The organism is Enterobacter cloacae complex sp. R_G8, from assembly GCF_024599795.1.
GTDB lineage: Bacteria > Pseudomonadota > Gammaproteobacteria > Enterobacterales > Enterobacteriaceae > Enterobacter > Enterobacter dissolvens.
In genome coordinates, this window is the sequence record NZ_CP102246.1 from 2,866,338 (window position 1) to 2,877,709 (window position 11,372).

Consider the following 11,372-nt stretch of genomic DNA (forward strand, 5'->3'; position numbering starts at 1 on the left):
ATCCGCCCCGTGTTAGATGACGGGGCGGAGCCTGTCAGGAATAAGGAACTATGGTATGGTTCTCTTTTTGCCACTAAAGAGAAAAAGCTAATGATTGTAAGAACCTGGCATGGATGTGTCCCGCTTAAACATGCAGAAGGATTTGCCAAACACCTGGAAAAGACCGGTGTGGAGCACTCAAGGAGCATACCGGGAAATAAAGGCGCATTCGTGCGCAGGGAAAGTCAGGGTAACTGGGAGCATTTCTTTCTGGCTACCTACTGGCTGGACCTGGATGCAGTAAAGGCATTTGCCGGAGAAAACTATCACGTGGCAGTCACTTACCCGGACGACGAAGAGTTCGAGTTGCTTTCTGATCCTTACGTATTCCAGCATGTCGTGGATGCCGTTTCACCGCTTTAGACTTCTTTGCGGCATCATAAGCACTGTTATCTACCTCACTATGGTTTTTTTCTGGAGCGGAATGCGGCGACTTTCATGCGGTTGCCGCAGGTTGCCATGCTGCACCAGCGTCGGCGATGCGATTTACTCAGATCGTGGAACAGCAGAATGCAGTCATGAGCCTCACACTGACGCACGTATTCAAACTTATCGCTGGTAACCAGTTTGACCAGGGCATCGGCAATCGGCCAGAGCAGGCCTGATGGGCTTTCAGTGTTTTGATAAACCGCAACCCGGTATTGTTGCATGTTGCCATCCCATTCAAGCTTGCTGATTGGGCGACCCACTTCCAGTACCCGGTTGATTACAGCCAGATCGACCGGAACGCTGTTCATGGCTGAGTTCACAACATTCCTTGCAGTATCGCGAAGTTCACGAGCCTCAATAAGCAGTCCATCAGGGATCTGCTGATCCTTAATGTCACGCAATAACCCGACTCTTATCAGCCAGCCAGCAACACGTTGATCATCGATAAAACAGTCATGACGTTTTCCATCCACGACATACTCAGTGTTGATGAAATCGAGGGCCAGGTTATCACCCAGTAACGGGGCAGCAGAATTTGTGTTTTCAGAACTCATGATTATATGTAACCCCTAAATTTTATTTGTCAGGTTACCAAAATATCATGTAACCTTCAAATTAAAATTATAACGGTTACACGAGGTTTTCATGACTACTTCTCAATCAATCTCCAACATGGCACTTGCCGACTCTGCGTATGATGGCACTGTCGCCAGTCCGGTTTATTACCGCCATGAACAGGTGGATAACGTCAAAATTTTCTACCGCGAGGCGGGACATCCAGAGGCGCCGACGATCTTGCTGCTTCACGGTTTTGCAGCCTCATCATTCATGTTCCGCGACCTGATACCTGCCCTTGCCGGGAGCTACCACGTCATTGCGCCCGATCTGCCAGCGTTCGGTTTTACTGAAGCACCAGCAAGAGGTGAGTATTCCTATTCTTTCAATCAGCTGGCGAGAACCATTGAGCAGTTCACCGAACATCTCAAGCTCAGCACTTATGCGCTTATGGTGCACGACTACGGTGCCCCGGTAGGCTGGCGTCTCGCTGTCTCGCATCCGGAGCGTGTGACCGCAATTATTTCCCAGAACGGTAACGCTTATGAGGAAGGTCTGGGGGAAGGCTGGGCGCCTATTCAACGATACTGGCACGAACCCACAGAGCAGAACCGGCTTGCCCTGCATGACTTCCCGACACCAGCTTCAATTAAATGGCAATACCTTGAAGGCGTTGCCGACACGAGTTCAGTTTCACCCGATGGGTACACCCTGGAAGGGCTACACATCTCGCGGCCGGGCAATGCGGATATTCAACTCGATTTGGTGCTGGATTACGCCTCAAATGTGGCCATGTATCCTGTATTCCAGAAATACTTCCGTGAGTATCAGCCACCTCTGCTGGCGGTTTGGGGTAAGAACGATCCGTTTTTCCTTCCAGCAGGCGCGCTGGCATGGAAACGCGACCTTCCTGATGCGGACATTCGCTTCTATGACACTGGCCACTTCGCGCTGGAAACCCATAGCAGGGAAATCGTTCCTGTTATCCGTGAGTTTCTGAAAAAGAATATTGTGTAAAGAGGACGTTCACCACACGACTCTCTCAGATGAGTTCATCTATCCAGTCAGCAAAGGCGCGTACGGCGGGAGAAAGAAAGCGCTGGTGAGGATACAGTAACGTGACCGGGACTGGCGGTGGCTGCCAGTCGGCCATGATCTCCACCAGCGTGCCCTGCGCAAGGTGCTCAGCTATAACATTCTCGGCAAGCTGCGCCAGCCCGTAACCCTCAAGGCACATTTTGATATAGAGCCCCGTTTCGTTAACGGCCGTCTGGCCGTTAACAGAGACATACCGCAACTCAGAACCCTGCTGGAAACGCAGTTCGTCTGCACGCCGGGTTTGACCCGAAAAATAGTGGATCGCCCGATGTCGGGATAACTCGTCTGGTGACTGTGGCACACCATACTCCCTGAGATAGTCCGGAGAGGCACAGGTGATCCAACGAAACCTGCCCAGCGGACGCGCAACCAGCGTGGAGTTGGTCAACTCCCCTGTCCTGATCACGCAATCGACACCCTCCTGAACGAGGTCAACCTGCCGGTCGCTTACGCCGATCATCAGATAGATATCCGGGTAACGCCGATAAAAGTCTTGCAGATTGGGCATGACGATGAAGTGGGCAATCCCGGCAGGCATATCTACCCGCAACCGGCCCTGTGGCCGTCTCACGGAATCCGTCAGGCTGGATTCCGCATGCTCAATCAGTGACAGTATGTCCCGGCACTGCGCAAGATACTGCACCCCTTCAGGGGTGAGACTCACCCGCCTTGTCGTGCGGTTAAGCAGGCGCACCTGCAGATACTTCTCAAGGTTTTTAATGGTGCTGGTTACCGTGGATGAAGGCAACGAAAGCGTTTCTGCCGCGCGCACAAAGCTCCCGGCTTCCGCCACCCGCGTAAAAATCTGCATTGCCTGAAGACGATCCATACCCTTTTTTCCTCACCTGATTATTCGCAGATTATGAATAATAAAAACAGTTTGAGCATCTTTTTCGCGTTAATAGAGTGACGTACTTTTTTCCTGTTTATCAGGAAAGAGATATCGAATATGACCGATTACATGAGAAATATTGTTAGTAATGCAACGTTCACACCGCCAGCAACACTGATCCATGGTGCAACAATCCTCAGCATGGACGAGACTGTGGGGAATATTGAACACGGGGATATTCTTATTACAGATTCAACCATTACCGCTGTCGGGAAGAACCTGGACGCACGGGGCGCCCGTATCATAGATGCCACAAACATGATTGCGATACCGGGGATGGTGGATTCTCACCGTCACGCGTGGGAAGGACAGCTGCGTCGCATCAACCCTAATGCCACTTGTCTGGACGACTACAGCAACGCCACACACTTCTCTTTTGCCAGATATTATCGCCCTTCAGATATCTACACAGGTAACCTGTTGACAGCCCTGGGCGCGATTGACGCGGGCATCACGACAATCATTGATAACTCGCATAACAGCCGCACCGCTGCGCATTCCGACGCCGCCGTTGAGGCGCTGCTTGATTCAGGTATTCGTGCCCTCCATGCCTCCGGTGCGCCAGTATCAGGCGACTGGGACAGAGCCCACTGGCCGGGTAACTGGCAGCGCCTGCAGGAGAAGTATTTTCAGAACAACCCAGACAGTCTTGTATCTCTGGGGGTTATGGCCCAACTGGAACCCGCCCTGTGGGCCGAAGCCCGCAGGCTGGGACTGCCTATCGTCACGGAATTCTTTGGTGCAGAGATGGCCTCACAGCTTGCGTCGCTGCATCAACAGGGCCTGCTTGGCCCGGACAATATTTTTAATCACTGCACGGCGCTGCCTGACGAGGGATGGAAGATCCTGCGTGAAGCCGGTGTGCGGGTGAACGTCTGCCCACGCTCTGATGCGCACTATGGCATCGAAGACGGAATGTTTGCCATCCAGTCAGCCCTGCGCCATGGTATCAATCCTGGCCTTAGCGTTGATAACGAAACGTCTTACAGTACAGACATGTTTATGGAAATGCGTGTGGCCTTTTACCTGCAACGGGTGATAGGGATGCATCAGCAGCAGTGCTGCGATACCCCTCATTCGCTGACAACGCTCCCGGCAGCGCAACTCCTTAAAGCGGCGACGGTCAATGGTGCAGCCTGCGCAGGGTTGCAGGACAAAATTGGCAGCCTGACGCCTGGCAAACAGGCCGACCTGATCCTGATTAACACCAGCGACATCAATCTCTACCCATCCGGGAATGCCTTTGGCACGGTGGTACATGCGACAGAGCGCAGCAATATCGATACCGTCATGATCGGTGGGCGTATCGTCAAGCAGAACGGCAAAGTCCTGGGCGTAGACAGCGCGCGCCTGCGTGCAGTGGTTGATGAATCGCGAGAGCACCTGTTTGCCGCCGCCGGATATGAACCTGACATGTTTGCCGAAACCTTTCTGCCGCTGGTGCAGGCACACTGACAGGGATGAAACAGATGATCTATTACCTCATCGCGTTTGCCGCCGGTCTTGGGATCACCCTGCAAACGACCCTGAATAGCCAGCTCGCACGAGGACTCGGCGGTGATCCGGTGACGGCCGCGCTGTTTTCTTTTGCTGCCGGTGCATTCAGTCTTGGAATTTACTCGCTGCTGCGCGGGGGATTATTCACCTCACTTGCGGCCATTCCGTCTCAACCACTGTGGAGTCTGACGGGCGGCCTGATTGGGGCATGTGCCCTCTTCAGCTACGTAGTGCTTGCACCGAAGATCGGCTTTTCAGCCCTGCTCGGGTTGGCGATTGTCGGGCAATTACTCTCATCGCAGGTGATTGACCATTTTGGTCTGCTGGGCGCAATGAGGCGGCCAGTCTCGATACTGAAGCTAAGCGGAATGCTGGTTATGCTGATCGGGCTCGCCATTATGCTGTTCGGGGATCGGCTTTCGGAGCGGTTTATGCACTGAAAAGGTGTATTGAATTGTTTTACGGAAGTCTGCGATGGTGTGATATCCGTGAAATAACAGTTTTCACTCTGCTTATTCGAGACCATTTCAGAGGATCTACGCTGTCGGTGGGTGTCCGCTTTGAGCGAGAAGAAGACGATGAACGCAAATGCGTGGCAAGAGAATGTATTCTCAATGTGCGCTTGCAGACTGCAATTTATGTTTATATGAAAATTCGAAGTGAGGATTTAAATTTTATTCAAGAGGGAATATATGCGTACTCGTCCAGCCTCTCGATTGATAGTCCTTTCACCTGAAAATCACGTTCTGCTCTTTAGGTTCTGCCATAAAGATGATGCTCTGGAAGGAAAAACATACTGGGCAACGCCAGAGGAGGACTTGAGCACAACGAGTCTTTTGAGCAGGCGGCGTTACGTGAATTATTTGAAGAAACGGGCCTGACAAGAAGAACTACGGGACCACAAATAGCCTCCAGAACCTTCCCTATGATGCTGCCAAGTGGTGAAAACGTTCTTGCAGAAGAACGTTTCTTTATTATTACTGCAGATAAATCAGATATTGACCGTTCAGGTTGGAGTAATAACGAAAAAAAAGTCATTCGCGATCACTACTGGTGGAGCTTAGAACAGCTCAGACAGACCAATGAAATCATCTTCCCACTCGATTTGATAATTCAAATACTTGAAGGCTTCCCCGGCACTTAACTCTCTGAAACAGCTTAGATGTCCGCTTCTGGCACGGAGCGGATCTCCTGAAGTCCTCCGCTCCGCAATGAGCGGGAAGCGTACATAATAGCCTCGGGACAGTCTGGCAACTGCGTTGTCGCATCACCCGTTTCGGGATGATGCTTTTACTAGCAGGATACGTTATGTTGGTCACACTCTCATTACAGGATATGTCCATGATTACAGTAGAGAAATCAGATCCATTTTCTGCAGAATCCCGTCGCTTAATCGAAATGCTGTCAGCAGAACTTGCCGCTATTACTGGTGATAGTGGCAAAAGTCATTTCACCCTTGAAGCAATGAATGATGACAAAGCCTTATGGGTCTTGGCAAAGAATACCCATGGCGAAGCGATAGGATGCGGTGCTATACGCCCCTTGACGCCAGAAATAGCCGAGCTTAAAAGAATGTTTTCAGACAGAAGTGTGCCAGGGACTGGAGATGCTTTACTCACTTTTCTGGAAACATCGGCAAAAGAGATGGGGTATAGCGAGCTCAGACTTGAAACCCGACACATCAATCATCGGGCTGTAAATTTCTACGAGAAAAATGCTTATCACCGCATTGAGAATTACGGCCCTTACATAGGCAGGACAGAAGCCGCCTGTTTCTCAAAAGCATTGCGCTGATTATATTAATTGGACCTGCCGTCCGCTTCTGGCACCGTACAGACAGAAGAACGGACTACCTGACCGACGCTCATCGTAATAGGGTTTCACGTACCATCCCTCTTTTTAAACCGATAATCCCTGTCTGACGAAGACGAAAAGCCCTCTATAACCAACGGAGCGCTATAACCCCATCCCCATGATCTTCAATACACTCCGCTGCGACGCTGTTTCGAAAACCGTATCCTTGATAAACCGCATCCCCTGCTTTTCATAAAATCGCCGGGCACGTTCATTCTGTTCAAGCACCTCGAGCCACAGAAATTTTTTGCCATGACTGCGGGTAAGTTCGATGACGCTGCTAAACATGCTCTGACCGTAGTGATTACTCGTCTTGGTCGGATCAAGATAGAGTTTGTTAAGAAGCACACCGCTGATGTCGGTATCAGGGATTGTGGCTTCCCATGTCAGTTTCATAAAACCAATCGGTTGATCAAGGTCCGCCACATACCAGCTTGTGTCGCTGTCTCTCAGACTCTGTTCTATCGCCGCAACGGAATATTCGGATTCCAGAAAATCGCTCAGCTCTGATTCCGACTTCCACAGATGTTTAAAGTGCGCGGGATAGATGCGATAGCCCAGTTCACTGAGTAATATTGAATCTGCTGATGTTGCTTGTCGTAAAAGTAACGTCATAAGATAACTTCTTGCATCCAGGTAAAAACTGTTATGTGAAAACAGAATACCTGATATCGCTCATCAGGAGGACAACGATGAAAGTTAAAACGAAACGTTTACATCTTCGCCCTGTAAGAGAGTCAGATGCCGTTGCACTTTTCAAAATTTATGGCGATCCAGCGACTAATACCTTTAACCCTGCTGGTCCTTACCCGGACATTGACTACGCGCAATCGGTCCTGAATCGCTGGATCGGTCACTGGAATACCCATGGTTTTGGAAACTGGGCTATCTCACTTCACAATAATATAGATAGCATCATCGGTTTTGGCGGGCTGGGAATTCGTGACTTTGCAGATAACCGTCTTAATAATCTGGGTTATCGATTTTGCACTGAGGCATGGGGAAAAGGTTTCGCGACAGAATTTGCAACCTCTGCGATCAAATACGGTTTTGAAGTAATCGACTTAACGGAAATATCAGCGGTCGTGAGAAGGAACCATCACGCATCGCAAAACGTTCTTGAAAAAGCGGGATTAAAATATATCAAAGAGATTCTGGATGTTGAGAATGCCCTGCCGAGTCTACTCTATTCGCTGACCAAAAATGAGTGGCTACGAAAAACAGAGTAGCCCCAAAAAGTCTTTCAATCATCTGCATACAGGATGTTAAAGGTTGAGTTCATACACCACACAAGGCACATCATAATGCTCTTCTATCGCCTTGAACGTCATACCTAACCGTTGCATCACACGCTGCGAGGGGACATTGTCCGGATCGGCAACCGCAACCAGATAAGTGGCACCCACCCGTTCTGCCGCGAACGCAATAATCGCTTTTGCGGCTTCCGTTGCGTAACCTTTGCCATTGTGTTCCGGAATAAGTCGCCAGCCAATCTCCAGCGGGGCGCCCTCCACGTTAGCCAGATGCTGGAGACATGCTGCGCCAACGACCTCGCCAGACGCCTTCTCTTTAATCGCCCACCACGAAAAGCCGTATTTTGCCCAACGGGCCTGAACGCGTCGGATCCCTTCCCAGGTCTCTTCCGGCGTTTTAGCGATCCCCTGGTTGATATACCGCATCACGCCGGGATCGCCATCCATCACCCGCAAGCCTTCATAATGATCGTCATGATAGGGTTCAAGCTTTAAACGCGCTGTTTCTAAGTCCAACTGAATTCCCCCCACTCACACCGCCGATTTCGGCCGTAAATTTTCATCAAACGTCAGCCGTTTGCGTCCCGGCTCTTCTTCGCGCAGCGGCTCCACCTGATGCATCGTCAGCTTACAGCGCTCCACCAGCACCTGATACTCGCGCGTGCCCTGCTGCTTCCAGGCCAGTTCCTGTTCGCTCAGCTCACGAATCGCTTTCGCCGGACTGCCGATAATCAAATGGTTAGCGGGCATCTCGGCTTTCGCCTTCACAAACGCCGCCGCGCCGACGATGCTGTTTTCGCCAATCACCGCCCCGTCCATCACCACCGCGTTCATCCCTATCAGGGCGTTGCGGCGGACAATACAGCCGTGCAGAATGGCGCTGTGGCCAATATGGCCGTCCTCTTCCACCACCGTATCCTGCTCCGGGAAGCCGTGCATGACGCAGTTATCCTGAATGTTCGCGCCATCTTTCACCACAATACGGCCAAAATCACCACGCAGGCTGGCATTGGGGCCGACATACACACCTTTCCCCAGGATCACATCGCCAATGAGCACCGCTGTCGGGTGGACATAGCTCTCGTCGGGTACCACCGGCGTCAGACCGTCAATTTGATAAACAGGCATCCTCACTCCTTATGCGGTCGCAAGACCACCAAAGCGTTGATAATAAAGCGTGCCGGGCACGGGCAGTTCACCCACCGAGGTTTCGCCTTTCTGGCTGACAAACGCCAGCGCCCCCGGCGCCACACGCTGATAGATGTTGATGCAAAGCTGTCGCGCGCTTTGCCCCGCCCAGTGTGCAGGCAGTAACTCCTCTGGCAGCAACGGGTCTTTCAGTACCACGCGACGATAAAAGTGGATCAGTAACAGCTGGATCTGGAAGCAACGCTCCGGCGTAAGCTCTTCCGGCGTAGCCTCTTTCAGCAGCGGCAGCAGCGGACGGAACGACTGAATAAACGTCTCGTACATCGCGTTCTGTTCGGTCAGCTGCCAGCACTCCTCAACGCGGGAACGCAGCGCAGCGCGAGAAAGTGCCAGCGGTGAATGGGCTTCGAAGAAGATGACATTTTCCGCCACGCCCGCGTCATGAAGAAGCGACTGCACATCCGCCAGCTGCTGCGAGGGCGAAGCCATCAGGCTGGGCGCCAGCGTGCCAAACCCTTGCCAGATAAGCTGTTTTTTCACGTCGGCAAGCGTGGTTTTATCGAGACCTTCAGAGAGCAGCAGCAGCCATTTGCCATCCCAGGCAGGCAGCTCCGCGCGGTAGATCTTATTCTCCGCCCGGCGGGTTAAACGCAGCCCTTTGTCGCTCAGGCGGTAATAGCTGCGACGCCCGATGCGGGAAACATCCAGCCAGCCCTCTTTATTTAGGCGAAACAGCGCGGTTCGCACGAAGCGCTCGCCAAAGCCCATCCCTTCGAGCAACGCGGCCAGGCTGCCAAGCCAGATCTCGCCGCCGCGATGGGAAAGCGCATCACCGTATAACGAGGAGATTAGCGACGTCCCGCTGATGGGAACCGAACTGACCGCATGCTGGATAAAGGCGTCGAGTTTCATGTGATTCATTCTGTTGGTGTTTTTGTCCTGGATGAATCATAGCATACGAATCCTGGATAGACTCTCACACTAACTCTCTCCCAAAGGGTTGAGGGATCCCCATAAAATAATGCCTGCACGGAGGACCCCCTCTCCCTTGAGGGAGAGGGTTGGGGTGAGGGGGAACATATGGCTGTAGAGGTCATTCCGTTCACTTTATGTTCCTTGCTACTCTGTAACGGCATGACTTGTGAACGTGCCAGGGCGTCGCTATAAGTCATTCATTTTCCTGAAGCAACATTCATCGCTTCCGGTAAAAAATTACTGGGGATCCCTCAGCCCAAAGGGAGAGGGAACGCAGAATGAGGATAATTCAACCGTTGGCCGCCACTTTACGCAGGTCAAACACCCGGCAGGCTTTCCCCTCCGAGCGCGGGATGCTGCCGCAGTTAACGATCATGACGTCCGTTGAAATCCCGACCATCGATTTAATGCGATGACGCAGCTGATGGCAGACCTGACAGCGCTGCTCGTGGGTCAGCGAAAGACTGCTCTCTTTCAGCTCTACTTTTACAGAAAGTGAATCAAGATGCCCCCGACGATTCACCTCCAGCTGGTAATGCGGAGAGAGATGCTCAAACTTCACAATCTCCTCTTCCAGCTGTGACGGGAAGACGTTCACACCGCGGATGATGAGCATGTCGTCGCTGCGACCGCTGATCCTGTCCATGCGGCGCATGGTGCGGGCGGTACCCGGCAGCAGACGGGTCAGATCGCGGGTGCGATAGCGGATCACCGGCAGCGCCTCTTTGGTCAGCGTGGTGAACAGCAGTTCGCCCTGCTCGCCGTCATTAAGCGGGGTGCCGTCGTTCGGGTTGACGATCTCCGGGTAGAAATGATCTTCCCAGATGGTCGGGCCGTCGGCGGTTTCGATACACTCCATCGCCACGCCCGGCCCCATCACTTCCGAGAGGCCGTAGATATCCAGCGCGGTAATGCCTAACCGTTTTTCGATCTCATGACGCATCGCCTGGGTCCACGGCTCGGCACCGAACACACCCACGCGCAGAGAGCAGGCGCTGGCATCGCCGCCCATCTGGCGCTCCAGCTCTTCAATCAGGTTGAGGCAGTAGGAGGGCGTCACCATGATCATATCCGGCTTAAAATCGCGGATCAGCTGCGCCTGCTTCTCGGTCTGGCCGCCGGACATCGGGATCACCGTGGCCCCTAAACGCTCGGCACCGTAGTGAGCGCCCAGCCCGCCGGTAAACAGGCCATAACCATAGGCCACATGAATTTTATCCTTCGCGCTGCCTCCGGCGGCACGCAGGGAGCGGGCCACCAGGTTGGCCCAGTTGTCGATGTCGCCCTGGGTATAGCCGACAACGGTCGGTTTCCCGGTTGTGCCGGAGGAGGCATGAATACGCACCACCTGCTCCATCGGAACGGCAAAAGTATCGAACGGATAGTTATCGCGCAGATCCTGCTTGGTGGTACACGGGAATTTGCGGATATCGGCCAGGTCACGGAAATCGTCAGGGTGAACGCCCGCGGCGTCAAACTTACGTTTGTACATCGGCACGTTGTTGTAGGCGTGGTTCAGCGTCCATTTCAGACGTTGGGTCTGCAACGCCTGTAATTCGTCAATGGACGCGGTTTCGATCCGATCAAGCTTTGTTGTATTTATCATCGCAGGGTACTCACATTATTGTTCG

13 protein-coding genes and 1 pseudogene are annotated in these 11,372 nt (G+C 52.6%); 7 read left to right on the plus strand and 7 right to left on the minus strand.

Annotated elements, in window-relative coordinates; translation table 11 throughout:
• Positions 1 to 90: 90 nt before the first annotated feature.
• Positions 91 to 402, plus strand: coding sequence for a hypothetical protein (locus NQ842_RS13550; RefSeq protein ID WP_118282999.1), 312 nt, complete (start codon positions 91 to 93; stop codon positions 400 to 402).
• A 38-nt stretch (positions 403 to 440) separates the two neighbouring features.
• Here the strand turns inward: NQ842_RS13550 and NQ842_RS13555 are convergent, their stop codons facing one another.
• The gene (locus tag NQ842_RS13555) at positions 441 to 1,022 is read right to left on the minus strand and encodes an ABATE domain-containing protein (RefSeq protein ID WP_257255965.1); all 582 of its coding nucleotides are present in this window, start codon (positions 1,020 to 1,022) and stop codon (positions 441 to 443) included.
• 118 nt (positions 1,023 to 1,140) lie between these two features.
• Between NQ842_RS13555 and NQ842_RS13560 the strand changes: the two genes are divergently transcribed.
• A complete protein-coding gene (locus NQ842_RS13560; protein ID WP_373371736.1) occupies positions 1,141 to 2,040 on the plus strand; it encodes an alpha/beta fold hydrolase in 900 nt (299 codons plus the stop codon).
• 25 nt (positions 2,041 to 2,065) lie between these two features.
• Here NQ842_RS13560 and NQ842_RS13565 read toward each other — a convergent pair whose 3' ends face one another.
• Entirely contained in the window at positions 2,066 to 2,950 is an 885-nt protein-coding gene (locus NQ842_RS13565) for a LysR family transcriptional regulator (protein ID WP_257255967.1), read from the minus strand.
• Between the two features lie 120 nt (positions 2,951 to 3,070).
• On the opposite strand from NQ842_RS13565, the gene NQ842_RS13570 reads away from it, so the two are divergent.
• From NQ842_RS13570 to NQ842_RS13585, 4 genes and pseudogenes are all read left to right on the plus strand, one after another.
• Complete coding sequence (locus tag NQ842_RS13570) at positions 3,071 to 4,468, plus strand: amidohydrolase family protein (protein ID WP_257255968.1); 1,398 nt, start codon at positions 3,071 to 3,073, stop codon at positions 4,466 to 4,468.
• A gap of 14 nt (positions 4,469 to 4,482) precedes the next feature.
• A complete protein-coding gene (locus NQ842_RS13575) occupies positions 4,483 to 4,950 on the plus strand; it encodes a DMT family transporter (protein ID WP_228485831.1) in 468 nt (155 codons plus the stop codon).
• A 252-nt stretch (positions 4,951 to 5,202) separates the two neighbouring features.
• A pseudogene (locus NQ842_RS13580) lies at positions 5,203 to 5,654 on the plus strand (NUDIX hydrolase).
• 197 nt (positions 5,655 to 5,851) lie between these two features.
• Complete coding sequence (locus NQ842_RS13585; RefSeq protein ID WP_257255969.1) at positions 5,852 to 6,304, plus strand: GNAT family N-acetyltransferase; 453 nt, start codon at positions 5,852 to 5,854, stop codon at positions 6,302 to 6,304.
• 162 nt (positions 6,305 to 6,466) lie between these two features.
• On the opposite strand, the gene NQ842_RS13590 is transcribed toward NQ842_RS13585, so the two are convergent.
• Positions 6,467 to 6,979, minus strand: coding sequence for a GNAT family N-acetyltransferase (locus NQ842_RS13590; RefSeq protein WP_257255970.1), 513 nt, complete (start codon positions 6,977 to 6,979; stop codon positions 6,467 to 6,469).
• A gap of 77 nt (positions 6,980 to 7,056) precedes the next feature.
• Here NQ842_RS13590 and NQ842_RS13595 point away from each other — a divergent pair, with 77 nt between their 5' ends.
• A complete protein-coding gene (locus NQ842_RS13595) occupies positions 7,057 to 7,593 on the plus strand; it encodes a GNAT family N-acetyltransferase (protein WP_257255971.1) in 537 nt (178 codons plus the stop codon).
• A 36-nt stretch (positions 7,594 to 7,629) separates the two neighbouring features.
• On the opposite strand, the gene NQ842_RS13600 is transcribed toward NQ842_RS13595, so the two are convergent.
• From NQ842_RS13600 to paaK, 4 genes are all read right to left on the minus strand, one after another.
• On the minus strand, positions 7,630 to 8,133 hold the full coding sequence (locus NQ842_RS13600; protein WP_063411784.1) for a GNAT family N-acetyltransferase: 504 nt from the start codon (positions 8,131 to 8,133) through the stop codon (positions 7,630 to 7,632).
• A 15-nt stretch (positions 8,134 to 8,148) separates the two neighbouring features.
• Positions 8,149 to 8,745, minus strand: a complete 597-nt coding sequence (gene paaY, locus NQ842_RS13605) for a phenylacetic acid degradation protein PaaY (protein ID WP_014831767.1) — start codon at positions 8,743 to 8,745, stop codon at positions 8,149 to 8,151.
• Positions 8,746 to 8,754: 9 nt separating this feature from the next.
• Positions 8,755 to 9,687: a phenylacetic acid degradation operon negative regulatory protein PaaX gene (paaX, locus tag NQ842_RS13610; protein WP_257255972.1), complete on the minus strand. Its 933-nt coding sequence runs from the start codon at positions 9,685 to 9,687 to the stop codon at positions 8,755 to 8,757.
• A 343-nt stretch (positions 9,688 to 10,030) separates the two neighbouring features.
• Positions 10,031 to 11,347: a phenylacetate--CoA ligase PaaK gene (paaK, locus tag NQ842_RS13615; protein ID WP_257255973.1), complete on the minus strand. Its 1,317-nt coding sequence runs from the start codon at positions 11,345 to 11,347 to the stop codon at positions 10,031 to 10,033.
• Between the last annotated feature and the right edge of the window lie 25 nt (positions 11,348 to 11,372).

Excerpts from the sequence above, each read along its gene's own strand:
- NQ842_RS13550 (WP_118282999.1), top strand. The coding sequence starts at position 91 with ATGATTGTAAGAACCTGGCATGGATGTGTCCCGCTTAAACATGCAGAA.
- NQ842_RS13555 (WP_257255965.1), bottom strand. The coding sequence starts at position 1,022 with ATGAGTTCTGAAAACACAAATTCTGCTGCCCCGTTACTGGGTGATAAC.
- NQ842_RS13560 (WP_373371736.1), top strand. The coding sequence starts at position 1,141 with ATGGCACTTGCCGACTCTGCGTATGATGGCACTGTCGCCAGTCCGGTT.
- NQ842_RS13565 (WP_257255967.1), bottom strand. The coding sequence starts at position 2,950 with ATGGATCGTCTTCAGGCAATGCAGATTTTTACGCGGGTGGCGGAAGCC.
- NQ842_RS13570 (WP_257255968.1), top strand. The coding sequence starts at position 3,071 with ATGACCGATTACATGAGAAATATTGTTAGTAATGCAACGTTCACACCG.
- NQ842_RS13575 (WP_228485831.1), top strand. The coding sequence starts at position 4,483 with ATGATCTATTACCTCATCGCGTTTGCCGCCGGTCTTGGGATCACCCTG.
- NQ842_RS13585 (WP_257255969.1), top strand. The coding sequence starts at position 5,852 with ATGATTACAGTAGAGAAATCAGATCCATTTTCTGCAGAATCCCGTCGC.
- NQ842_RS13590 (WP_257255970.1), bottom strand. The coding sequence starts at position 6,979 with ATGACGTTACTTTTACGACAAGCAACATCAGCAGATTCAATATTACTC.
- NQ842_RS13595 (WP_257255971.1), top strand. The coding sequence starts at position 7,057 with ATGAAAGTTAAAACGAAACGTTTACATCTTCGCCCTGTAAGAGAGTCA.
- paaY (WP_014831767.1), bottom strand. The coding sequence starts at position 8,745 with ATGCCTGTTTATCAAATTGACGGTCTGACGCCGGTGGTACCCGACGAG.
- paaX (WP_257255972.1), bottom strand. The coding sequence starts at position 9,687 with ATGAATCACATGAAACTCGACGCCTTTATCCAGCATGCGGTCAGTTCG.
- paaK (WP_257255973.1), bottom strand. The coding sequence starts at position 11,347 with ATGATAAATACAACAAAGCTTGATCGGATCGAAACCGCGTCCATTGAC.